Raw genomic sequence first — 23,014 nt, 5'->3', positions numbered from 1 at the left:
CCCTATATAGGGGCCGTTATCATAAGAAGATCAGTATAAACTTAAAATTAAGCTTTTACTAATACTTCTACTAATGCCCAAGTTTTAAGCTTAGACACTGGACGAGTTTCACGAATAGTTACAACATCATTTAGTTGACATTCGTTGTTCTCATCATGTGCGTGTAGTTTAGTAGTACGCTTGATGAACTTACCGTATAACGGATGTTTCACTTTACGTTCTACTGCAACAACGATAGTTTTATCGCCTTTGTTGCTAACAACACGACCCTGTACAGTACGAATAGTGCTCATATTATACACCCGCCTTTTCGTTCAGGATGGTCTTAACACGCGCGATATCGCGACGTACATTTTTGATTAAATGCGTTTGTGCTAGTTGGCCAGTACTTAACTGCATACGTAAGTTAAATTGCTCACGTAGTAGGTTAAGTAACTCAGCGTTTAGCTCTTCAACATTTTTTTGTTTAAGTTCGCTAGCGTTCATTACATTACCGTCTTAGTTACGAAAGTTGTAGAAATAGGCAGTTTCGAGTCAGCTAGGCTGAATGCTTCACGTGCCAATTCTTCAGGAACTCCAGCGATTTCATAAAGGATTTTGCCAGGTTGTACTTGGCAAACCCAATACTCAACGCTACCTTTACCTTTACCTTGACGTACTTCAAGCGGCTTTTGTGTAATAGGTTTGTCTGGGAACACACGGATCCAGATTTGACCTTGACGCTTAACGTGACGAGTCATAGCACGACGTGCTGCTTCGATTTGACGAGCAGTAATTCGACCACGACCAGTAGCTTTAAGACCGAATTCGCCGAAAGTTACGTTTCCGCCTTTTGCAAGACCGCGGTTACGGCCTTTGTGCATTTTGCGGAACTTCATGCGTTTTGGTTGCAACATATCAGAGTCTCCTATTTAGCAGCTTTAGGGCCACGACTGCGACGTTTAGGCTTCGAAGGTGCTTCAACTTCTTGAGTAAGTGGTAACTTACCTAGAACTTCACCTTTAAAGATCCAAACTTTCACACCAATGATGCCGTAAGTTGTAAGAGCTTCTGCAGTCGAGTAATCGATATCAGCACGGAAAGTATGTAGAGGCACACGGCCTTCACGATACCATTCAGCACGAGCGATTTCAGCGCCGCCTAAACGACCGCTAACTTGAACTTTAATACCCTTAGCACCTAAACGCATTGCATTTTGTACTGCACGCTTCATAGCGCGACGGAACATAACACGACGTTCAAGTTGAGAAGCGATACCTTCAGCTACTAATTTAGCATCTAGTTCAGGCTTACGGATTTCTGCGATATTGATTTGTGCAGAAGTACCAGTCATCTTAGCGATAGCATTACGTAGTTTTTCTACGTCTTCGCCTTTCTTACCGATAACAACACCAGGACGAGCAGTGTGAATAGTCACACGGATGCTTTTCGCTGGACGTTCGATAACGATACGTGAAACAGATGCATTTTTCAGTTTTTTAGTTAAAAACTGACGTACTTCGAAATCACCGTACAAGTTGTCGGCGAAGTCTTTAGTATTCGCAAACCAAGTAGAATTAAACTGCTTGGTGATACCTAGGCGAATACCATTTGGATGAACTTTCTGACCCATTGTTTTCTCCTAGTCTCTTAGCGTGTTGCTACAACAATTGTGATGTGGCTAGTACGCTTCAAGATGCGATCTGCACGACCTTTAGCACGTGGCATGATACGCTTCATAGTAGGTCCAGCGTCAACAAACGCTGTAGCTACTACTAACTCATCAATATCCGCACCTTCGTTGTGTTCAGCGTTTGCGATAGCTGACTCAAGAACTTTTTTAACTTGTACAGCAGCTTTTTTAGTGCTGAAAGTTAAAACTTCAAGAGCCTTGTCCACTGGTAAACCACGAATAAGGTCAATGACCAAACGTGCTTTCTGTGGAGAGCCTGAGGCGAAACGGTGTTTAGCTAATGCTTCCATCTAATTTCTCCTAACGCTTTTTAGCTTTCTTATCTGCAGCATGGCCGCGATAAGTACGAGTCGGTGCGAATTCGCCTAACTTATGACCAATCATTTCGTCAGTAACGAAAACTGGTACATGTTGACGACCATTATGGACAGCGATGGTCAGACCAATCATATTTGGAATGATCATAGAACGACGGGACCAAGTCTTAACTGGTTTTTTTTCCCCGCTTTCCACCGCTTTCTCTACCTTCTTCAGCAAGTGTAGGTCTATGAAAGGACCCTTCTTGAGAGAACGTGGCATGGTGATACCTCTATAAAATTACTTGTTGCGACGACGTACGATAAGTTTATCAGTACGCTTGTTCTTACGAGTTTTGTAACCCTTAGTTGGCACACCCCAAGGTGATACCGGATGACGGCCACCTGAAGTACGACCTTCACCACCACCGTGCGGGTGATCAACTGGGTTCATTACAACACCACGTACTGTTGGGCGAACACCGCGCCAGCGGCTAGCACCAGCTTTACCAAGTTGGCGAAGCATGTGTTCAGAGTTACCAACTTCACCAATCGTTGCACGACAATCTACTAATACTTTACGCATTTCGCCAGAGCGAAGACGTAGAGTAACGTATGAGTTGTCACGTGCAATGATTTGTACGTATGTACCAGCAGAACGTGCAATTTGAGCACCTTTACCTGGCTTCATTTCCACAGCGTGTACAGTTGTACCTACTGGGATGTTACGCATTGGTAATGTGTTACCAGCTTTAATAGCCGCATCAACACCAGAAACAATAATATCACCAGCTTGCATACCTTTAGCAGCTAGAACGTAACGACGTTCACCATCTGCGTAAAGAGCAAGTGCAATGTTTGCTGAACGGTTTGGATCATATTCCAGACGTTCAACAGTTGCAGGGATACCATCTTTATCATTACGTTTTAAGTCAATGATACGGTAATGTTGCTTATGACCGCCGCCGTGATGACGAACAGTAATACGACCGTTATTATTACGGCCACCAGTTTTAGATTTTTTCTCTAAAAGTGGAGCATGTGGTTTGCCTTTATGCAAATCCGGGTTCACTACCTTAACAAGGTGGCGACGACCTGGAGAAGTAGGCTTACACTTAACAATAGCCATTATTCAGAATCCCCTTGATTATTCAGCACTGCCGAAATCGATGTCAGCGCCGTCAGCTAGAGTAACGTAAGCTTTTTTGATATCTGAACGACGGCCAACACGAGCGCCAGTGCGCTTAGTTTTGCCTTTCAGTACCAATGTGCTTACATTTTTAACTTCAACTTCAAAAAGTTTTGCAATAGCTGCTTTAATTTCAGCTTTAGTTGCATCTAATGCAACCTTGAAAACGATTGTGTTGTTGTTTTCAGCAGACATAGTGCTCTTTTCAGAGATATGTGGCGCTAGGATAACTTTCAATAAACGTTCTTCACTGATCATTTTAAGTTCTCCTCAATCTGCTTAACTGCTGCAGCAGTCATAACAACTTTGTTGAACGCGATTAAGCTAACTGGATCAATACCAGCAACATCACGAACATCAACTTTGTAAAGGTTACGAGCAGCTAAGAATAAGTTCTCATCAACTTCAGTACCTACGATTAGAACGTCGTTCAGATCGAAGTCTTTCAGTTTAGCAACTAATTCTTTAGTCTTAGGTGTTTCAACAGCGAACTGCTCAACAACAATAAGACGCTCTTGACGTACCAATTCAGAAAGGATGCTTTTGATCGCACCGCGGTACATCTTAGTGTTAACTTTTTGACTGTGGTCCTGTGGACGCGCAGCAAAAGTTACACCACCTTTACGCCAGATCGGGCTGCTTGCAGTACCTGCACGAGCACGACCAGTACCTTTTTGACGCCATGGTTTCTTACCACCACCTGCAACGTCAGAACGGTTTTTCTGTGCACGAGTACCTTGACGCGCGCCAGCAGCATACGCTGTAACTACCTGGTGAACCAGAGCTTCATTAAACTCACGTCCGAAGGTAGTTTCTGAAACTTCAAGAGCACCTTGTGCGTCTTTCAATAACAATTCCATTACTAATTCCTCGGATTAAGCTTTAACAGCTGGTTTGATAATTACGTTGCCGTTGATCGCACCTGGAATAGCACCTTTAACAAGTACTAGGTTACGTTCACTATCAACACGTACCACATCAAGAGACATGATCGTTACACGTTCTGCTCCCATGTGACCTGCCATTTTTTTGCCTTTAAACACGCGGCCTGGAGTTTGGCATTGGCCAATTGAACCCGGTGCACGGTGAGCAAGAGAGTTACCATGAGTAGCATCTTGCATAGCAAAGTTCCAACGTTTAATAACGCCTGCGAAACCTTTACCTTTAGATGTACCTGTAACGTCTACTTTAGCCGTTTCAGCAAAGATGTTTACGTTTAGCTCAGCGCCAACTTCAACAGCTTCGCCTTCGCCTGTTTCCAGACGGAATTCCCAAAGGCCACGACCAGCTTCAACTTTAGCTTTAGCGAAATGACCCGCTTCTGGCTTGTTTACTCTGCTAGCTTTTTTCGTGCCAGTGGTCACTTGAAGTGCGCGGTAACCGTCAATTTCAAGTGTTTTCACTTGAGTAACGCGGTTAGGCTCACATTCAATAACGGATACTGGGATAGAAACGCCATCTTCAGTGAAGATACGTGTCATACCAACTTTACGTCCGATTAGACCGATCATTATAATAACCTCAATATAAATCGTTGTTTTAGAACTGACTAGCCAAGGCTGATTTGAACATCAACACCAGCAGCTAGATCTAAACGCATTAGAGCGTCAACGGTTTTTTCTGTTGGCTCAACGATGTCAACCAGGCGCTTGTGAGTACGAATTTCGTACTGGTCACGCGCATCTTTGTTAACGTGCGGAGAAGTAAGCACTGTGAAACGCTCTTTGCGCGTTGGTAGTGGAATAGGTCCACGTACTTGTGCGCCAGTGCGTTTTGCAGTTTCAACGATTTCCGCTGTAGACTGATCGATAAGACGATGATCGAACGCTTTTAAGCGGATACGGATTCTTTGGTTCTGCATTAGACCAGAGCTCCAATAAAGTTAAACACACACAAAAATTCGACATCCCACATCTAAATAAATAGATTGCGAGAGCGATATCTTTAACTCGGTGACTCCCCTATCGGGAATCTTGATGACTGACCACTAATACTTTAACTCAAGGCTAAAATAATAACTTAGTGATTCAGTTCCTTGCCTAGGCAAGTGGAACGTATTATACATGACCTCTTGCCTTTAGCAAGAAAAAGTTCAACATAAAGCATTTAATCATCATATCGACTTTATTAAGTCATAAAGTATTGAATCATCATAATGATGCTCAGTACTGTTAACCGTTACCGTAATTTGTCGACACATTATATAGAGAGTAAAGATTAAGTTCAAGCTTCTTTACCGACATTTTTTAAACCGAAAAAAGCACCATACTAGGGTGCTTTCAATCGTCTAAAATAAAATTAAAACGCGAGTTTTTCCGCTTTTAAGTTTATTGTTTGGCTAACCACATTTAGCTTAAATTCTAATGCGACTTCATCACACGCATGCTGGCGTGGACACATATCACAATCTTTCAATACTTTTTCTGGCAGCATTGATTTACTGGTTGAGCTAAAACCCAGCTTCATAAAGAATTCAGGCACACGGGTTAATACAAACACTTTTTGGATCGCCATCTGTTCGGCTTTACGTAACATGTATTCGACAACCGCTTTGCCCTGCCCCCCACCTTGATAGCCAGGTTCAATACCCAGTGAGCGGATCTCAGCAAGCCCGGTATCGTAAACATAGATAGACGCACAGCCTGTCACTTGATTATGTTTCTCTGTCACTGCGAAGGTACCGACTGCTTTAACCAGATCAGAACGATTACGTGGTAAGTTCTCACCAATATTCGCCCAGTAATTTACCATACGTTCAATATCATCAAGATCCGTCAAACGTGCTGCTCGAATACTAATACCTGAAGTATCACGTTCTTCTAAACGTTTTTCTGCATTGCTTAAAGCAAACTCGACCTGCACCGGTGATACCCCACCTTGCGCTTTACGTTTTGCTAATGTTTCATCAAGTGATAAGTGATGATAAACATCGTCTTCAATGAGTTCATCAAACTCTTTAAATTCAGCCAAGGTTAACTCTTCTAATGGCACACCTTTTGCGATTGCAGCTACAACGGCTTCACCAACAATATGGTGCGAATCACGGAAGGGAACACCTTTAGCGACAAGATAATCAGCCAATTCAGTCGCGTTCGAATAACCACCTAATGCTGCTTCTCTAGTTCTAGCTTCATTGATCTTCATACCGACCAGTGACATCGCTGCCATCTCTAGGCAATCACTCCATGTATCAAGCGCATCAAACAAGCCTTCTTTATCTTCTTGCATATCTTTGTTGTATGCAAGCGGTAGGGCTTTCAACGTCATCAACATAGCACTTAGAGAACCAAATACACGGCCTGTTTTACCTCGAATAAGTTCAAGTGCATCAGGGTTTTTCTTTTGCGGCATTAAAGAAGAACCCGATGTTACCGCATCGGCCAACTCAATAAAGTTAGATTCACCCGAGTTGTAGAAAATTAAATCTTCTGCCAGACGCGATAAATGGATCATTGACATACTTGCCGTACTCATCAATTCCATTACATGGTCACGGTCAGAGACTGAATCGAGACTATTTAGTGTCGCACTAGCAAAACCAAGTGAATGAGCTAATTCTGTTCTATCCATTGGATAAGCGGTACCCGCAAGTGCACCAGAACCTAACGGACAGGTATCAAGACGTTTTAAGCAATCTGTTAAACGACTGAAATCACGTTCAAGCATTTCGACATACGCTAAGCACCAATGTGAAAATGTCACTGGCTGTGCACGTTGTAAATGGGTATAGCCCGGCAATACTGTATGTTGATGTTCACGTGCAAGCGATACCAATTGCTGCTGCGTTTTATCCAACTGCATTAGCAATTGATCACCTTGCTGTTTACACCACAGCTTTAGATCCGTTGCCACTTGGTCATTACGACTACGGCCTGTATGCAGTTTTTTTCCTAAATCACCGACTTTGGCTATTAACTGCGTTTCAACCCAACTGTGAATATCTTCAGCATCACTTTGCAGAATTTGTTCTGGGTTTTCTAATACTGCCAATTTAAGATCATTTAACGCAGCCTCAATGGTGAGTTGCTCATCTTGGGTTAAGATACCGACACTAACCAAAGCTTTTGACCATGCCACTGAACCTGTAATGTCTTGCTCAGCTAAACGATAGTCAAACCGCAGTGAATCATTGAAACTTTTAAATCTTGCATCAGCTGCTTGACTGAATCTACCGCCCCATAGTGCCATGGTTACATCCTTATTCTTTCTTATATTTTTATATTAGAAGTACGTATATTCGAAGTAGAGGGCGTTTCAGCACCCTCAAATAGCGTTACTTAGTTGCTAAAGCTTTAATACGACTAGACAACGAATATAAGCGAATGAAACCTTCCGCATGGCTTTGGTCATAAACATTATCATCACCAAATGTAGCAAACTCTTCACTATAAAGGCTATTAGGCGATTGTTTTTGTACTGCTTGTACTGAGCCTTTATACATTTTAACGATCACTTCACCGTTCATCTCTTCTGCTAATGTACCCGCAGCTGCCAGTAGTGACGCACATAAAGGTGTGAACCAACGACCGTCATAAACAAGATGTGAGAATTCAGCGGCAACGGTATGCTTCCATTTACGTGTGGTTTTATCTAACACTAACTCTTCAATACCACGTAACGCTTCAACCATAACAGTACCACCCGGTGTTTCATAACAACCACGTGACTTCATGCCTACTAAACGATTTTCAACAATATCAACACGACCAACACCGTGAGCAGCCGCTTTTTCATTGAGATACATCAGTGTTTGGTACGGTGACATTACTTCACCATTAACCGCCGTGATCTCACCTTTAACAACAGATAACGTTAAGAATTCAGGTTCATTTGGCGCATCAATTGGATCAACCGTCATAGTCCAAACTTGTTTCGTTGGTTGACTCCATGGGTCTTCTAACTCGCCACCTTCATGCGAAATATGCCAAGCATTGGCATCACGGCTGTAAATTTTAGTCGCAGATGCAGCAGTAGGAATGTCACGTTCAGCTAAGTATTCAAGTAGAGATTCACGGCTGGTTAAGTCCCAGATACGCCAAGGCGCAATCACCGTTAGTTCTGGTGCAAGTGCAGCAAAGCAAGATTCAAAACGGATCTGATCATTACCTTTACCCGTACAGCCATGACAAAGTGCATCAGCGCCAACTTTACGGGCAATTTCAACTTGTGCTTTAGCTATGATTGGACGAGCCATTGACGTACCTAAAAGATAAGTACCTTCATAAACGGCACCGGTTTTAAGCGTTGGGTAGATATAGTCAGCGACTAATTCATCCTTTAGATCTACGATGTAACACTCAGATGCACCCGAAGCCAATGCTTTAGCTTCAATACCTTCAAGTTCTTCAGCACCCTGACCAACATCTGCAACAAACGCGATAATCTCACAATTGTCATAATTTTCTTGTAACCAAGGTAAGATCACTGAAGTGTCTAAACCACCAGAATACGCTACTACTACTTTCTTAACTGTTTGTGTCATTTTCATTTTCCTTAATATGTTACTTCAGCAATGTCAGTAAAACTGCATTTTGGGCATGCATTCTATTTTCGGCTTGATCAAAGATCAGTGATTGTTCGCCATCCATCACTTCCGATGTTATCTCTAACTCACGATGAGCCGGCTGACAATGCAATACATGTTTAATTCCTGTGCGTATCAGTAACGCTTTGTTTATCTGATACGGCATGTACTTTTCTTTTACTTGTTCCAGTGGAGTATCATCCCCCATTGAGACCCAAGTATCACCATAAATAACATCATAATCAACTATGTCATCAAGGTTATCTGTTACATTTATTTTTCCACCGCTAATTTCAGCTAACTCCATAGCTTGCTTAACAATTTGAGCATCAGGACTACTGCCTCGAGGGCATACTGCAGTCACTTCAGCACCCAAGATAGCACCGGTTAGCATTAATGAATGCGTTACGTTATTACCTTCGCCGATGTAAGCTAGTTTTACTTTAGAAACATCTTCATAGTGTTCCGAAATTGTTAAGAAATCAGCTAATGCCTGACAAGGGTGGTATAAGTCGCAAAGTGAATTAACAACGGGCACACTGCCATGTTCCACTAAGCCTTCTAATGTTTTATGGCTCATTACACGGGCTACAACCGCATCTGCCCAACGAGAGATATTCGCAGCAAAATCTTTTACTGTCTCACGTTCACCAATTGCGCCATTTTGTGCATCAAGATAAACCGCGTGACCGCCTAACTTGTGAATACCAATATCAAAGGTTACACGTGTTCGCAGCGACTGTTTTTCATAAATGGTGACGATGCTTTTACCCGCTAATGCTTGTGAATACTCCGCCGGATTGGCTTTCACTGCTTTAGCCAGTGCTAATAAGTCAAGGATCTGTTGCTTACTTAAATCTTTAACTGATAATAAATTTTCCATGATCGAACTCCGTTAACTGATCAATATTAGCTAGAAACTTTCGTTCCCTCTGCTTCACCATTCAATAATGCCACTAACCGTTCAGGCACTTTCCAACTCGCTAATTTAATGTCGCGATTTAAAGATGCGGCTGCTTTTAATGCCGCTTTCACTTTTACTTCCATGCCGCCATGAATAACACCAGCCGTAATGAGTTCATCTGCATAGCTGCTGTTCATCTCGGGAATTAACTGCATATCTGCATCTAAAATACCAGCCACGTCAGATAACATCACTAAGTCAGCATCAAGCGTTTCACAAATAGCAGTTGCCGCTTGGTCTGCATTCACATTTAATAACTGTCCCTGAGCATCAATACCAATAGAACTAATAATTGGTAAGAAACCACCGTTCAGTAACGTCGTTAATAATGTCGGGTCCCCCGCTTCGCATTCACCAACAGCACCAAGATCGGCCGTTGATTGTGTGACGGTTGAGATACCGCCATCAGCAAGGCTTAAACCCACTACTTTCGCACCCGATTTTAAGCCTTGTGCCATTAAAACTTTATTAGCCGTACCCGCTAACGCACCAGTGATATAACCAATATCTGTAAACGGGGTAACACGTAAGCCGTTCTTTTTCTCGCTAACGATATTCATCTTTGCTAAAAGTTCATCTACAAAGCAGCCACCGCCATGCACTAAGATAAGTGGACGTGACGATGTTGACTTATATTCACTTAATGCTGTGAATAGCTGTTCAAGCGCCGTTTCATTTTCAAGTAATGCGCCGCCCAGTTTTAATACTAATGGAGTTGACACTGTTATATTCCTTATACTAATGACGTTGTCATCGCAAAACCAAAACGGATATTGATACACTGTATTGCTTGTGCCGCGGCACCTTTTAATAAGTTATCAATCGCAGAAACCACGATAAGATCTTGTCCTTGTTGCTGCCACGCTAAATCACAATAAGCGGTTTTTTCTACTGCTTTAATGCTTGGCCAGCCGCTTGGTAATAACCGCACCATAGGTTGATCTTGATACGCCTCTTGATAAGCGGCTGTCACTTGTTCTGGTGTCACACCGGCTGCAAGTTTGACGTTAATCGTTGCTAAGATGCCACGTTTAAAACAGCCTAAATGTGGTGTAAAAATAACGTCATGACCTAAATGTGTACTTATTTCAGGCTGATGACGATGGTTGAACACGCCATAGGGTGCGTGGCTCACTTCGCAAAATGCGGAACCTAACGCCGCTTTACGACCTGCGCCACTCACGCCACTCACGGCATTAATGATTGGTTTTTGATCTGCAGCAATCAGACCATGTTTAGCTAGCGGTTTTAATGCTGATAACGATGCTGTTGGATAACAACCCGGCACCGCAATTAAGTTTGCTTCTGCAATATCAGCACTCGCCCATTCAGCTAAACCATAAACAGCACTTTTTAATTCTTTATCGAAGTTATGTTTAAAGCCGTAATAATTTTCATAAAAAACAGGGTCTTTCACTCTAAATGCACCGGATAAATCAAATACAACGGCACCCTGCGCCAAAAATTCAGCGGCAATATCATGGCTAACTTCATGTGCAGTTGCTAACACAACAATATCAACATCATCGCAAATGTTTTTTATATTGCTAACGGCTAATGGTTCAATCGTTTGGTCAACAACACCTAATAAATGACCATATAATGAAGAAAACGATTTTCCTGCATCCAAACTGTGTTCTGAAACATACAGGCCTGCTAATTCAAGTTCTGGATGCTTGGTAATGTAATGGGCTAGCTCAGCACCGGTATATCCGGTTGCACCGACTAAAATTGTTTTTAACATGTTTGACTTCCGTGTTTGCTAAATTGTAAAACGACGGGCAATTTAGCCCTTTCCAATTGCGCTTACTTGCGTAAATGAAGCAGCGTTAATGCATTTTGAATATTGTCTCGTCGAAACGATGAAAAACGATTCATTATCTAACCCATACGTTGTAGAGTAAGGATGATTAGAGAATAAAACAGATTACATTTTTATGCAACTTTAATGCATAAAAAAACAATCAATCATTACAGGAACGTATTATGCAATTACCTAAATTTACCGAATTTTATAAATCACTGATCCTAACACCGTCGATCAGCTCATTAGAAAAAGAGTTAGATATCAGTAATAAGCCTGTAATTGACTTACTCGCGGGTTGGTTCACCGAACTTGGTTTTAGCATCAATATCACCAGCGTACCTGACACGAATGGTAAATTTAATCTAGTCGCGACTTATGGCCAAGGTGATGGCGGATTATTATTAGCAGGACACACAGATACCGTGCCGTTTGATGACGGTTTATGGACCAAAGATCCATTTCAGTTAACTGAAAAAGACGATAAATGGTATGGTTTGGGTACGATTGATATGAAGGGCTTTTTCGCCTTTGTATTAGAAGCATGTAAAAACATTGATTTAACTAAGTTAGATAAACCATTACGTATTCTTGCCACTGCCGATGAAGAAACTACCATGGCAGGTGCCAGAGCGATTGCCGCCGCGCAAAGTTTCCGACCTGATTATGCCGTCATTGGAGAGCCGACAGGCATGGTACCAGTATTTATGCACAAAGGTCATATGTCAGAAGCAATACGTATTACCGGACGCAGCGGTCACTCTTCTGATCCCGCTAATGGCATCAATGCCATTGAGATCATGCATCAAGTAACCGGACAGTTATTGCAGTTACAACGTAAATTAAAAGAGCAATACGCTTGCGATCATTTTGTTATTCCACAACCCACGCTTAATTTTGGTCATATACACGGCGGGGACAGCCCGAACCGTATCTGTGGCAGTTGTGAACTACACATCGATATGCGCCCTATCCCAGGGGTAAGTCCCGATGAGCTATTCATGCTACTTAATCAAGCTTTACTACCAGTCCAAAAACAATGGCCAGGCGCTGTTGATGTTTACCATCTGCATGAACCGATCCCAGCTTATGCGTGCAATCTTGATTCAGCGTTAATTAAATTAGCTGAAAAACTCACAGGTGAAGCAGTTATACCCGTGAATTACTGTACCGAAGCGCCGTTTATTCAACAACTTGGCTGCGATACAATTGTCATGGGTCCAGGTAGTATTAATCAAGCCCATCAACCTGATGAGTATTTAGATTTATCCGCAATTAAACCAACACAGGCTATTATCCAAAAACTGATTGAAGAATCATGTAAAAACTAACTAAATAATTATCATTTTGTAGTAAAATTACACCCGATATCACAATTAATCGTATTAATTGCACGATTTCATTGACGAATGTCACTAAATATAGTTATTTTACATACATAACGATAATAGTTGTTGCCGTATTACATCACTGAATTGAAGGATTATGTATGTCAGATAAATATGCAGCGTTACGAAGTAATGTCGGCTTATTAGGCCAAGTACTAGGGAATACAATCAAGGATCATCTTGGAGAAGAGTTCTTAGATAAGATTGAAACCATTCGTCAACTAGCAAAATCATCCCGTGCAGGTCATGACAAAGACCGTGCACAATTACTCACCGTACTGCGTAACCTCTCTGATGATGAGCTATTACCAGTAGCGCGTGCGTTTAGTCAATTCTTAAACCTGGCTAACATTGCAGAGCAGTTCCACACCACATCACGTAATTGTGCAGATAACACTTGCGTGCCAGACTCTATCGATGAACTGTTTGCTAAACTAAATAACTCTGAAATCAATGAAGCAGATGTACTCTCTGCAGTTAAAAACCTGAAGATCGATTTAGTACTGACTGCACATCCAACTGAAATCACCCGTCGAACCCTGATCCACAAGCATGGCGCGATCAATAAATGCCTTAGTCAGTTAGAACTCACTGAATTAAGTAGCCAAGAGCGCGATGTCTTCATGACACGTATTGAACAATTGGTATCACAAGCGTGGCATACCAATGAGATAAGAACCGTTCGCCCGACGCCTGTCGATGAAGCTAAATGGGGATTTGCCGTCGTTGAAAACTCATTATGGGATGCTGTACCAAATTACTTACGCAGTCTTGATAAACGTTTACAAGACCGCTTAGATTACCAACTACCCATTGATGCAGCGCCAGTTAAGTTTACCTCTTGGATGGGTGGTGACCGTGACGGTAACCCGTTTGTGACCTCAGCAGTCACCGAAGAAGTACTACTAACCAGTCGTTGGATGGCAATTCACTTGTTCCTTAAAGATGTAAAACATCTCACAAGTGAATTATCAATGAATGACTGTGATGACACATTACGTACATTAGTCGGTGAAAGTCATGAACCTTACCGTGTGTTACTGAAAAAATTACGTAGCGAATTAACAGAAACATTAGCGAGCTTAACTGCACAGCTAAAAGGCGAATACACAGAAAGCCGTGACATAATCACCACAACAGCACAGTTACGTGAGCCATTGTTAGCTTGCTATCACTCACTGAATGCTTGTGGTATGCGCGTTATTGCCCAAGGTGCATTACTCGATACGATTCGCCGCGTTGAATGTTTCGGTGTCAGTTTAGTGAAACTTGATATCCGCCAAGACAGTGATCGTCATACCGATGTGATCGCCGAAGTAACCCGTTACTTGGGTCTTGGAGACTATGCACAATGGAGCGAGCAAGATAAACAAGCGTTCTTATTGCAAGAGCTTAATAACAAACGCCCACTGATCCCACAATGCTGGCAACCGTCTGCAGATGTGAAAGAAGTACTTGATACTTTTCGCACTGTGGCAAAACAAGATCCAGAAGCACTGGGCATTTACATCATTTCAATGGCACGTAAAGCCTCTGATGTATTAGCTGTGCAATTACTATTAAAAGAAACCGGTTGTCCATTCCGTTTCCCTGTTGCGCCATTATTCGAGACCTTAGACGATTTGAATAATGCGGGTACAGTGACGGCCAGCCTATTAGCTATCGATTGGTATAAAAACTACATCAATGGTCATCAGTACATTATGATCGGTTATTCTGATTCTGCGAAAGACGCCGGTGTAATTGCTGCATCTTGGGCGCAGTATCGTTCACAAGAAGCCTTGGTTGATATCTGTGAACAAGAAGGTATTGAACTGACTTTATTCCATGGTCGTGGTGGTAGTATCGGTCGTGGTGGTGCGCCAGCGCATGCAGCCTTGTTATCACAACCTCCAGGTTCATTAAAAGGTGGTTTACGGGTAACAGAACAAGGTGAAATGATCCGCTTTAAGTTTGGTCTTGCTAATGTTGCAGAACAAAGCTTAAATCTCTACACCAGTGCGATCCTAGAAGCGAACTTACTACCACCGCCAGCACCAGAACAGTCTTGGCGTGATGCAATGGATCAGATGTCTGCGGATTCATGTGAAGAATATCGTTCATATATCCAAGGTCATGAAAAATTCGTGCCTTACTTCCGCTCTGCGACACCTGAACTAGAATTAGGTAAACTGCCACTCGGTAGCCGCCCAGCAAAACGTAAACCAAACGGGGGCGTAGAAAGCTTACGTGCCATCCCTTGGATTTTTGCATGGACACAAAACCGTTTGATGTTACCTGCGTGGTTGGGTTGTACCGCTGCATTCAAAAACATGCTCGATTCAGGTCAACGTGAAACACTGCAAGAAATGCAACAACAATGGCCGTTCTTTAATACCCGTATAGAAATGTTCGAAATGGTATTTTTGAAAGCCGATGCTTGGTTAGCGGAATATTATGACCAATGTCTAGTGACTGAAGATTTATGGCCTTTAGGTAAAGAACTACGTGCAAGCTTGGCGCTAGCAACTGAGTTGATCTTAGGTTTAACACCTGACACGCAATTACTTGATGCTCAACCTTGGATTAAGAAGTCAATTGAGTTACGTAACCCGTATACCGATCCGCTGAATATCCTCCAAGCAGAGCTACTCAGCCGCGCACGTAGCAGTGAAGAGGTCAATCCTGATGTCGAACAGGCCTTAATGGTTAGTATCGCAGGTGTTGCTGCAGGTATGCGTAATACTGGTTAGTCTGGATAACAAATAGCTGATAATAAAATGCCGACATAACCGTCGGCATTTTTGATTCTAATATAAACTCACGGCAGTAAGTACGGTGACTATCTTGGGCGCACACCTAAAGTATGACAAATCGCATACGTTAAATCAGCACGATTTAACGTATAGAAATGAAAGTCCTTCACCCCTTCGCGCGACAATACTTTCACTTGGTCAATGGCTATACTTGCACCAACCAGATTACGTGTCGCTTGATCATTATCTAAACCTTCAAACTGACTGTGCATCCAATTCGGCACTTTTACATTGGTCAATTTTGAAAACTTACATAAGGTTCTATAATTTGATACCGGTAAAATACCCGGTACAATCTCTTTATCAATACCCACCGCAGCACAACGGTCACGGAAGCGTAAAAAGCTTTCGGTATCAAAAAAGAACTGTGAAATAGCACGATCAGCACCAGCATCAATCTTATCTTTTAGCGCGAGTAGGTCTGCTTGCGCATTTTTTGCTTCGGGGTGAACTTCTGGATAGGCGGCAACCGAGATATCAAAATCATTCACCTCTTTCAGTAGCCCGACTAGATCGGCCGCGTACATCGCAGGTTTATTCAATCCAGGTGGTAAATCACCACGTAGAGCCACGATATTACGAATACCATTATCCCAATAATCCGTTGCAATCTGCTTTAGTTCTTGGCGATTAGCATCAATACAAGTGAGGTGCGGTGCAGCAATCAAGCCCGTTTCATGCTTAATTTGTTTGATAATGTCATGAGTACGATCACGTGTTCCGGAATTAGCTCCGTATGTCACTGACACAAATTTAGGGTTTAACGCTTTTAGACGATTAATCGATTCCCATAAGGTAGACGTCATTGCTTCAGAGTTTGGTGGGAAAAATTCAAATGAAACGTTAATATCACGTCCCAATTCAGAAACACTTTGATTTAATACTTCAATATTTTGTGCATTGTGAAAACTCATACTTATATCCCTTAAGATGTTTAGACGTCCATACCTCTTTACGTCTTTATCATCACAAGTTTACTGAATAAAGTCAACGCACATAATTCATCTTAAACATGAATTATATGCGTATCGGTTTTCGACAGGCTAAAATATAAAAATTAACGCGCGAACAACTTACATAATTGGAACAGATCTGATTGGATTGCACCCGCAGTAACATCTCTGCCAGCACCAGGGCCTTGGATCACTAATGGGTTATGGCGATACCAGTGGCTGTTAATTGAAAAAATATTATCGCACGGTAATAAGTTCGCAAATGGATGTGTTGGTTCTAAGAACTCTAACCCAACCTGCGCCCCTTCTTTGCGACTAAAACTCGCGACATAGCGTAATACTAAGCCCTGCTTTTTGGCTTTATTAAACATACGCAATATTTTGTCATCTAATTCTTCGCAATGTTCTAGAAACTCATCCACTTTAAATACCATTAGCGCTTCAGATACCAATGACTCTAGTTTGATATCACTAAGCTCCATGTCATAACCCGCTTCACGGCTTAAGATAAGGAGTTTACGCTGTACGTCCTTACCCGATAAATCGTCACGAGGATCAGGTTCCGTTAGCCCTTGCTGCCATGCTTGTTCCACTAATTGCGAGAACGCTATTTCACCATCATATTGTTGGAACAACCAAGATAAGGTACCAGAAAAAATACCACTTACTGCAGTCACTTGATCTCCACTGTGTTGCAGCATTTCCATGGATGACTGGATCGGTAATCCTGCACCAACCGTGGCGTTATACAACCAATGGCTTTCATTATCACTAAAGCTTTGCTTAACCCGATTATAAAACTCACGGCTCGCCGCGCCGGCAAATTTATTTGCGGAAATCAGGTGGAAACCGTGTTGGGCAAATTCAGGATAATAATAGCTGATTGCTTCACTGGCCGTAATATCGATAATCACCAGTTCATCAAACGGGTGCAGTGCAAGATTAGATAGTAACTGTTCCCAGACAAACGATTCGGGTTGAAAATCATCAAGTACCGTCGAGGCATCCAGACCATTGAAGTCTAATACCCCGCCCTGAGAACCATACACACCGCATAAGCACAGTTCGACATTTTGTTTTTCGGGTACTTTATATATTTGCTCCGCAAACAAAGATAACCAACTAGCACCGATATTTCCTTTACCAAACAGCACCACACCGATACGTCTTGGCTGCTTAAATAACGCCGTATGTAACTCTTTCAATAACGGTTCTAACACCACTTTCTGCAGAACGGCACAGATACTTAAATGGTTTTCACCTGTCTGTACAAATGTCAGATTGTGCTCTGAAATTAATTGATAAAACTGATGTGATTGCAACGCATTATCGGTTACACCAGAACCTACTAGCGCCACCATACAAAAACCACTCACATGCTCAATGCCTGTTATGTTAGCTTGTTGCTGTTTATATGTTGCTAATGCAGCCAGTGCAAACTCAACAATTTCAGCGGTATAACCTAATCTAACCATATAATCCGTCGGACGGCGTTTAATACAGATAGGTGAGAGTTGCTGCTGTGCTAGTAATGCAATTAACTGATTATATTGTTGTTGGTAATCAGCATCATGATTAAACTCAACATCTACTAAATGTAGATCATCAATCGAGGTAACAATTTTAGCCCCTTTACCTTTTGGTAAACGACGATGGATCTGGGTTGACCCCTCATCAGGAGTATAACTGCAACGTAACTGCACATGCTGTTTACTCTCGACAACAGGTTGTAATGTACGCGCATGTAATACGGGAGAGCCTAAACGCGCTAGCTCAGCCGCTTCATCAAGTGATAATTTGGTTTGCAGTTCAGCATCTTTTACGCGACGAGGATCAGCACTAAATACACCCGCAACATCGCTCCAAATAGTCGTTTGCTCAGCATCCACTAATGCAGCTAACAACGTCGCAGAATAATCAGAGCCATTACGCCCCAATGTCACAGTACGCTGTCGTGTATCTGCAGCAATAAAACCGGTCACGACAACGCGATTAGTCAGGGTAGCTAAACACGAGTCTAATTTTTGGCGAGACACCATTTCATCAACCACAGGTTGCGCGGCTAATTCAGTTGTTAAAAACAAGCGAGAATCTAAATCATTAGCAGGTAGTTCGCTTTGACTCAGTAAAGCCGCTAATAATCGTGCTGACCACACCTCACCATGCGCTAAAATTTGATTTTTAGCATACACATCAAGGGTAGTTTCTAATAAATGGCCTATAGTATGAATGTCATCTTGCAGTGCAGAAGTGAGTTGTGTGCATAAGGCTCCTTCTAATAGTTCTGCAACTAACTTAGTTTGATACTCGCACGTCGCAATAAGACGTTCCGATGCAGCTTGATCACCATCTTCGGCTAATTGTAATAATTCTAATAATTGATTGGTGGTCTTGCCCGCGGCAGAAACTACAATAAGATCGCGTGCTTTGGTGTGTTGGCTAATGATCGTCAATACTCGACGATAACAGGTAGCATCAGCTAAACTACTGCCACCAAATTTATGAATACTGCGCTTAATTGCGTCCATGCGTTCTCCCGAACTTAATATCGAATTAATATATTTCCAGTGACTCAAAACATACACTATTAGGCTACAACAGGTCAATAGACGTCTAGAGCTCTTTACATACTGATTGCCAATAATCAAATTCAAAGGTAGACTTATTACTTATTCATAAATAATAATTTACGCAAAGGTCGAAAATGACGAAGTGGAACGGCGAGTATATTAGCCCCTATGCAGAACATGGGAAAAAGAATGAACAGGTTAAGAAGATTACTGTTTCAATTCCTTTGAAAGTATTAAAAGTGCTGACAGATGAAAGAACTCGCCGTCAGATTAATAATCAACGTCATGCAACCAACAGTGAGTTGTTGTGTGAGGCTTTTTTACATGCTTACACAGGTCAACCGTTACCAGCGGACGAAGATTTAACAAAAGACAAACCAGACAGCATACCGGCTGAAGCTAAAGCACAGATGTTAGCACTGGGCATTAATATTGATGATTATTTAGAACAAGATGATTAGTCACTAACTAAGTAAACAACGCCTAAAAATAAAACAGGCTCACCTTTTATTAAACAGGCCCCAATTATAGGAGCCTGTTTTGATTTAACCTATATACAATGCGCTATCTAGCTCGCATTGTTGCTAATACCTTAAAGTAAAATTTAAAAACTAAAAGGAGCCGCGCGGCCTTTTTTCTTTTTCTCAACCGGTTTCGGTTCAGCTACTTTCACTTGTTTAGCTTCAGCTTTTTTCTTTTTCTTCTTTTCAGGCTGTTCCCAGAGATCTGCAGGGATGCTGTCGACAACAGGCTTAGCAACTGGTGTTGGTGCAATAAATGCGGGTTCAACAGCAACGTCTACAGCGTGAACGTCAGCAACACCTTGCTCAACAATATTGTTTCCTGTGAAATCGTCTTCAGTAACATCGTTTTCTGCAATATATGTTGCTACAGAATCGGACTCTAAAGCCGCAGGATCAACAAACTCTTCTTTATCAGCAATATCGTATGCTGCAAGCTCTTCCGCAGACATGACTTGATAAGCTTCACCATTAAAACCAATGATATCGCCAAACATAATTTTTTTACGTTTGCGTGTTTCAACTTCACCATTCACATACACATAACCGTCTGCAATATAGTTCTTCGCTTCACTGCCCGAGGTCACTAAATTTTCGATTTTTAAGATCTTATATAATTCAATCGGTTCTTCAGCGACAACGACAGGGATAACTTCAATTTCATATTCTTCAGACATGGGAACCTTAAATGTGGGCAAATAGCAGAACTTTATACAAGTATAAGACTAGAAATGCAAACACCAAATAAGTTAAATCAGTCATCCAAAAGACAATAAAAATATCGGAACATGCATATAGCAAAAGAATACCACCTAAATATCAGAGGTGGTATTCCTGGATTGTAGTGATATGTCGTACAACAATTCAATATTGAGACATTAAATTATTATAGTGGTGAATAACTATGAGTGTTCACTTCGATTTCGGCATCTTTTACAATACTCATCGCTTTGATTTGCTTTAGTTTTTCGAGCAAATCGATTTTTTCATTAAAAGTGATAATGAAGAAACGCTCACCCACAGTAAGGATGTCTGCGTTATCAAATGATAACGGAGTATCTGGGTCTATCATTTCAACCAAAATAGATCCTGTTAACATCCCTGATTCTCCATTGTCCAACGCTTGCATTTCCTGCCCTGCATATAAAGTCGCTATATCACTATTCTCTTCAAAAAATGTGTATGGCGTAGGACTTACCGGAGAAAATTTGAAGCCACTACTTTCAATGACGATATTATCATTTGTGTATGACGGAGACGGTTCCGTAGAAGACGTCAATTCGTTTTTATTATAGGTAATTATATTCGCATTAGATAATGAGCTACATAAAAGTAATGTAAATATAAACATGTGTGCTAGTTTTATTCTCATCATATGTTCCTTAATGGCCGTAAATACGAATAGCAACATTATTAATTGTGCCGTTTTCTATATTATTACTTAGTGTTATTTTCTCTATGCACTTAATTCCATCTGGCTCTCCATTGCCTGTACAGTTATTAAGGGCGTCTTCGTTATCAAACATTCTGTCCCCCATTGCAGCCATCTCAGGCAGAACTTTGTAGTAGGTGAAATAACCTCTATTCGTATCTGTCACTTTAATGGTCCAATTACCTTCCGAGCTTTCACCGAAAAATGCATTACTGAGTAATACCGTATCATCGAATTTTGCATTAGTCTCAGTAACTACGCTTCTTGGTGTAAATATCATGGAATGTGTTCCGGATGGTGATATAACCTCAATGGCTATATCGCTATTACGCGCATGATTTATCCCTATTTTTAATTGCACTGCTTCAATCGTCATCTGTTCTGCTATATATACTTCCTTTTTAACACCACTATTACCTTCAGGTATGGTAGAGCTTGACAGCTCGTTTGGATTAACAAAAGCAGTCTCTTTTAATTCAGGTAATAAGGTATAATTATTTGCTGCCATTTGAACCGCCGCAGTAGCATCAAGTAAGCCAAACCCGTACCAGTTATGAAAGTGATAGCCTGCCTTATTTGTTACCCAACCTGGCTCTGCTACGAACTTAGCACCTTCGCCTTCATTCGTAATTGTTATAGGTGTAAAGTCCTTATCAATTTTCTTTGCGGTCTTAGCCATAATATAGCGTACATCTCGCCAAGTCAGATCAGTATTAACGCCAAATATTAATGCCGCTACGCCTGACGCAACGGGTGCGGCTCCAGATGTACCACCGAATGATGATGTGTAATTGCAGTGCTCACCGTTAAACCAAAGAGATGAATAACCGTTTTCACAACCAGTTACGTTAGTCGTAACCTTAGCGCTTGGTGCCGATGCAAATACCGCAGCGCCTACACTTGAATAAGGGGCTAAAGGGTGTAATGGATCATTCTTCTGTACCGCTGAAATTAATGTGTTATAAAAGCTCGAGTTATTGACGCTTACACCCGCATTATTCGCTGTTAATTCAGGTTTAGATTTATCTGATGCATATTCACTATAATTTATGAATTTAAAATCACGGGTATAAACACTTTTAAATGAATTTCCTGCAGCTTTTATAAGTAAAACTCCACGTCCATCATTATTTTTTTTAGTGGCGCTTTTAAGGTGATCTTCTCGCGTACGAAAAGGCATTGTGTTGGAAGACCTTAATTCCCCCCAATAATGACCATAGCTTTGGTTTATCACTAATGCATCTAGAGACCGTGAGCCTCCATGACTCTCAATCCAACTTTTTTCAGTTTGTACCTTAGTCCAGTTCAGACCAAATAGTTTTGCTGAAGGAGCGACACCTCGTCCACCGATACCATTAAATCCAGTTTCAGCAATAATACCCGCAACAGATGTACCATGATCCCCCCTCCCTTTTTTTGGTACAGAGGTGGGGTTATTCTTTTTAGTTAAAAAATTCCATGATTTACCAGTGAGTATATTGTCTTTAAGATCTTCATGGCCAATTTCTAACCCTGAATCTACAACAGCGACGTTGACGCCGTCTCCGGTGACACCTTGTTGATATAAAAGACCAATATTAATATCTCGATGAGGGGTAACATGTCCAGCCGAGAATGCATCTTCTCCTGTGTTATTTAAATGCCATTGTAGGGCATAAAAAGGATCAGATTGCGATTGCTCATCAGCGATTTGCGTCATGAAGGTTATATTGGTTTTTGTAGAGCTCATACCGTCAGAAACAACGATTGGAAGAGTGATTGCTTTAGAGTAATTCAGAGTATTTTTATATGTAAATTTACCACTTGGATCTATTGAGAACTCAATATAACTAGGCTTAACGAAAGTATCTTCAATATAGAAATTTAATTTATCGCCCTCTTTATCGTTTGCGATTATTTGATTATT

General features: G+C 41.5%; 24 protein-coding genes. 3 read left to right on the top strand and 21 right to left on the bottom strand.

What is annotated here, in order from left to right:
• Nucleotides 1-47: 47 nt before the first annotated feature.
• The 16 genes from rpsQ to argC all read right to left on the bottom strand — a co-directional run bounded on the left by rpsQ (nt 48) and on the right by argC (nt 11,389).
• Nucleotides 48-293 carry a 30S ribosomal protein S17 gene (gene rpsQ, locus AKG98_RS12635; protein ID WP_017223593.1) on the bottom strand — a complete coding sequence of 82 codons (246 nt, stop codon included), beginning with the start codon at nt 291-293 and terminating at the stop codon, nt 48-50.
• 1 nt (nt 294) lies between these two features.
• Complete coding sequence (rpmC, locus tag AKG98_RS12630) at nt 295-486, bottom strand: 50S ribosomal protein L29 (RefSeq protein WP_006034643.1); 192 nt, start codon at nt 484-486, stop codon at nt 295-297.
• Nucleotides 486-896, bottom strand: a complete 411-nt coding sequence (gene rplP / locus AKG98_RS12625) for a 50S ribosomal protein L16 (protein WP_067046245.1) — start codon at nt 894-896, stop codon at nt 486-488. Before rplP ends, rpmC begins: the two co-directional genes overlap by 1 nt.
• Nucleotides 897-907: 11 nt before the next feature.
• The gene (rpsC, locus tag AKG98_RS12620) at nt 908-1,612 is read right to left on the bottom strand and encodes a 30S ribosomal protein S3 (RefSeq protein WP_067046243.1); all 705 of its coding nucleotides are present in this window, start codon (nt 1,610-1,612) and stop codon (nt 908-910) included.
• Nucleotides 1,613-1,629: 17 nt separating this feature from the next.
• Nucleotides 1,630-1,962, bottom strand: coding sequence for a 50S ribosomal protein L22 (gene rplV, locus AKG98_RS12615; RefSeq protein WP_045112216.1), 333 nt, complete (start codon nt 1,960-1,962; stop codon nt 1,630-1,632).
• Nucleotides 1,963-1,972: 10 nt separating this feature from the next.
• Entirely contained in the window at nt 1,973-2,251 is a 279-nt protein-coding gene (rpsS, locus tag AKG98_RS12610; protein ID WP_019442264.1) for a 30S ribosomal protein S19, read from the bottom strand.
• A gap of 18 nt (nt 2,252-2,269) precedes the next feature.
• On the bottom strand, nt 2,270-3,097 hold the full coding sequence (gene rplB / locus AKG98_RS12605) for a 50S ribosomal protein L2 (protein ID WP_067046241.1): 828 nt from the start codon (nt 3,095-3,097) through the stop codon (nt 2,270-2,272).
• Nucleotides 3,098-3,115: 18 nt separating this feature from the next.
• Nucleotides 3,116-3,415, bottom strand: a complete 300-nt coding sequence (rplW, locus tag AKG98_RS12600) for a 50S ribosomal protein L23 (RefSeq protein WP_067046239.1) — start codon at nt 3,413-3,415, stop codon at nt 3,116-3,118.
• Nucleotides 3,412-4,017 (bottom strand): 50S ribosomal protein L4, encoded by a 606-nt coding sequence (gene rplD, locus AKG98_RS12595; RefSeq protein WP_067046237.1) that lies wholly within the window; start codon nt 4,015-4,017, stop codon nt 3,412-3,414. The genes rplW and rplD overlap by 4 nt, the downstream gene beginning before the upstream one ends.
• 15 nt (nt 4,018-4,032) lie before the next feature.
• Nucleotides 4,033-4,671 carry a 50S ribosomal protein L3 gene (gene rplC / locus AKG98_RS12590; RefSeq protein WP_198155516.1) on the bottom strand — a complete coding sequence of 213 codons (639 nt, stop codon included), beginning with the start codon at nt 4,669-4,671 and terminating at the stop codon, nt 4,033-4,035.
• Nucleotides 4,672-4,706: 35 nt separating this feature from the next.
• Nucleotides 4,707-5,018 carry a 30S ribosomal protein S10 gene (gene rpsJ / locus AKG98_RS12585; RefSeq protein WP_017223583.1) on the bottom strand — a complete coding sequence of 104 codons (312 nt, stop codon included), beginning with the start codon at nt 5,016-5,018 and terminating at the stop codon, nt 4,707-4,709.
• A 437-nt stretch (nt 5,019-5,455) separates the two neighbouring features.
• On the bottom strand, nt 5,456-7,345 hold the full coding sequence (argH, locus tag AKG98_RS12580) for an argininosuccinate lyase (protein ID WP_067046233.1): 1,890 nt from the start codon (nt 7,343-7,345) through the stop codon (nt 5,456-5,458).
• An 85-nt stretch (nt 7,346-7,430) separates the two neighbouring features.
• Nucleotides 7,431-8,639, bottom strand: a complete 1,209-nt coding sequence (locus AKG98_RS12575; protein WP_067046231.1) for an argininosuccinate synthase — start codon at nt 8,637-8,639, stop codon at nt 7,431-7,433.
• Between the two features lie 19 nt (nt 8,640-8,658).
• A complete protein-coding gene (locus AKG98_RS12570; protein WP_067046230.1) occupies nt 8,659-9,564 on the bottom strand; it encodes an ornithine carbamoyltransferase in 906 nt (301 codons plus the stop codon).
• Between the two features lie 26 nt (nt 9,565-9,590).
• Nucleotides 9,591-10,367: an acetylglutamate kinase gene (gene argB, locus AKG98_RS12565; RefSeq protein ID WP_067046228.1), complete on the bottom strand. Its 777-nt coding sequence runs from the start codon at nt 10,365-10,367 to the stop codon at nt 9,591-9,593.
• Nucleotides 10,368-10,378: 11 nt separating this feature from the next.
• On the bottom strand, nt 10,379-11,389 hold the full coding sequence (gene argC, locus AKG98_RS12560; protein WP_067046226.1) for an N-acetyl-gamma-glutamyl-phosphate reductase: 1,011 nt from the start codon (nt 11,387-11,389) through the stop codon (nt 10,379-10,381).
• A gap of 242 nt (nt 11,390-11,631) precedes the next feature.
• On the opposite strand from argC, the gene argE reads away from it, so the two are divergent.
• Complete coding sequence (gene argE, locus AKG98_RS12555; RefSeq protein WP_067046224.1) at nt 11,632-12,780, top strand: acetylornithine deacetylase; 1,149 nt, start codon at nt 11,632-11,634, stop codon at nt 12,778-12,780.
• Between the two features lie 158 nt (nt 12,781-12,938).
• Nucleotides 12,939-15,569, top strand: a complete 2,631-nt coding sequence (gene ppc, locus AKG98_RS12550; protein WP_067046222.1) for a phosphoenolpyruvate carboxylase — start codon at nt 12,939-12,941, stop codon at nt 15,567-15,569.
• Between the two features lie 89 nt (nt 15,570-15,658).
• Here ppc and metF read toward each other — a convergent pair whose 3' ends face one another.
• A complete protein-coding gene (metF, locus tag AKG98_RS12545; protein WP_067046220.1) occupies nt 15,659-16,546 on the bottom strand; it encodes a methylenetetrahydrofolate reductase in 888 nt (295 codons plus the stop codon).
• Between the two features lie 143 nt (nt 16,547-16,689).
• Complete coding sequence (locus tag AKG98_RS12540; protein WP_067046218.1) at nt 16,690-19,113, bottom strand: bifunctional aspartate kinase/homoserine dehydrogenase II; 2,424 nt, start codon at nt 19,111-19,113, stop codon at nt 16,690-16,692.
• A 176-nt stretch (nt 19,114-19,289) separates the two neighbouring features.
• Here AKG98_RS12540 and metJ point away from each other — a divergent pair, with 176 nt between their 5' ends.
• On the top strand, nt 19,290-19,616 hold the full coding sequence (gene metJ / locus AKG98_RS12535; protein WP_067046216.1) for a met regulon transcriptional regulator MetJ: 327 nt from the start codon (nt 19,290-19,292) through the stop codon (nt 19,614-19,616).
• A gap of 143 nt (nt 19,617-19,759) precedes the next feature.
• Here metJ and AKG98_RS12530 read toward each other — a convergent pair whose 3' ends face one another.
• The 3 genes from AKG98_RS12530 to AKG98_RS12520 all read right to left on the bottom strand — a co-directional run.
• Nucleotides 19,760-20,353, bottom strand: coding sequence for an RNA-binding S4 domain-containing protein (locus AKG98_RS12530; RefSeq protein WP_067046214.1), 594 nt, complete (start codon nt 20,351-20,353; stop codon nt 19,760-19,762).
• Nucleotides 20,354-20,562: 209 nt separating this feature from the next.
• Nucleotides 20,563-21,051: a hypothetical protein gene (locus AKG98_RS12525; RefSeq protein ID WP_157534126.1), complete on the bottom strand. Its 489-nt coding sequence runs from the start codon at nt 21,049-21,051 to the stop codon at nt 20,563-20,565.
• Between the two features lie 7 nt (nt 21,052-21,058).
• Nucleotides 21,059-23,014 (bottom strand): S8 family serine peptidase (locus AKG98_RS12520; protein ID WP_067046210.1); only part of this gene is annotated, 1,956 nt, incomplete at its 5' end.

This window comes from Moritella sp. JT01 (assembly GCF_001574435.1).
In the GTDB taxonomy this organism is placed as follows: Bacteria; Pseudomonadota; Gammaproteobacteria; order Enterobacterales; family Moritellaceae; genus Moritella.
This window is presented reverse-complemented; position numbering and strand designations above follow the sequence as displayed.

Coding starts and splice junctions, on each gene's coding strand:
- rpsQ (WP_017223593.1), bottom strand. CDS start 293: ATGAGCACTATTCGTACTGTACAGGGTCGTGTTGTTAGCAACAAAGGC.
- rpmC (WP_006034643.1), bottom strand. CDS start 486: ATGAACGCTAGCGAACTTAAACAAAAAAATGTTGAAGAGCTAAACGCT.
- rplP (WP_067046245.1), bottom strand. CDS start 896: ATGTTGCAACCAAAACGCATGAAGTTCCGCAAAATGCACAAAGGCCGT.
- rpsC (WP_067046243.1), bottom strand. CDS start 1,612: ATGGGTCAGAAAGTTCATCCAAATGGTATTCGCCTAGGTATCACCAAG.
- rplV (WP_045112216.1), bottom strand. CDS start 1,962: ATGGAAGCATTAGCTAAACACCGTTTCGCCTCAGGCTCTCCACAGAAA.
- rpsS (WP_019442264.1), bottom strand. CDS start 2,251: ATGCCACGTTCTCTCAAGAAGGGTCCTTTCATAGACCTACACTTGCTG.
- rplB (WP_067046241.1), bottom strand. CDS start 3,097: ATGGCTATTGTTAAGTGTAAGCCTACTTCTCCAGGTCGTCGCCACCTT.
- rplW (WP_067046239.1), bottom strand. CDS start 3,415: ATGATCAGTGAAGAACGTTTATTGAAAGTTATCCTAGCGCCACATATC.
- rplD (WP_067046237.1), bottom strand. CDS start 4,017: ATGGAATTGTTATTGAAAGACGCACAAGGTGCTCTTGAAGTTTCAGAA.
- rpsJ (WP_017223583.1), bottom strand. CDS start 5,018: ATGCAGAACCAAAGAATCCGTATCCGCTTAAAAGCGTTCGATCATCGT.
- argH (WP_067046233.1), bottom strand. CDS start 7,345: ATGGCACTATGGGGCGGTAGATTCAGTCAAGCAGCTGATGCAAGATTT.
- AKG98_RS12575 (WP_067046231.1), bottom strand. CDS start 8,639: ATGACACAAACAGTTAAGAAAGTAGTAGTAGCGTATTCTGGTGGTTTA.
- AKG98_RS12570 (WP_067046230.1), bottom strand. CDS start 9,564: ATGGAAAATTTATTATCAGTTAAAGATTTAAGTAAGCAACAGATCCTT.
- argC (WP_067046226.1), bottom strand. CDS start 11,389: ATGTTAAAAACAATTTTAGTCGGTGCAACCGGATATACCGGTGCTGAG.
- argE (WP_067046224.1), top strand. CDS start 11,632: ATGCAATTACCTAAATTTACCGAATTTTATAAATCACTGATCCTAACA.
- ppc (WP_067046222.1), top strand. CDS start 12,939: ATGTCAGATAAATATGCAGCGTTACGAAGTAATGTCGGCTTATTAGGC.
- metF (WP_067046220.1), bottom strand. CDS start 16,546: ATGAGTTTTCACAATGCACAAAATATTGAAGTATTAAATCAAAGTGTT.
- AKG98_RS12540 (WP_067046218.1), bottom strand. CDS start 19,113: ATGGACGCAATTAAGCGCAGTATTCATAAATTTGGTGGCAGTAGTTTA.
- metJ (WP_067046216.1), top strand. CDS start 19,290: ATGACGAAGTGGAACGGCGAGTATATTAGCCCCTATGCAGAACATGGG.
- AKG98_RS12530 (WP_067046214.1), bottom strand. CDS start 20,353: ATGTCTGAAGAATATGAAATTGAAGTTATCCCTGTCGTTGTCGCTGAA.
- AKG98_RS12525 (WP_157534126.1), bottom strand. CDS start 21,051: ATGATGAGAATAAAACTAGCACACATGTTTATATTTACATTACTTTTA.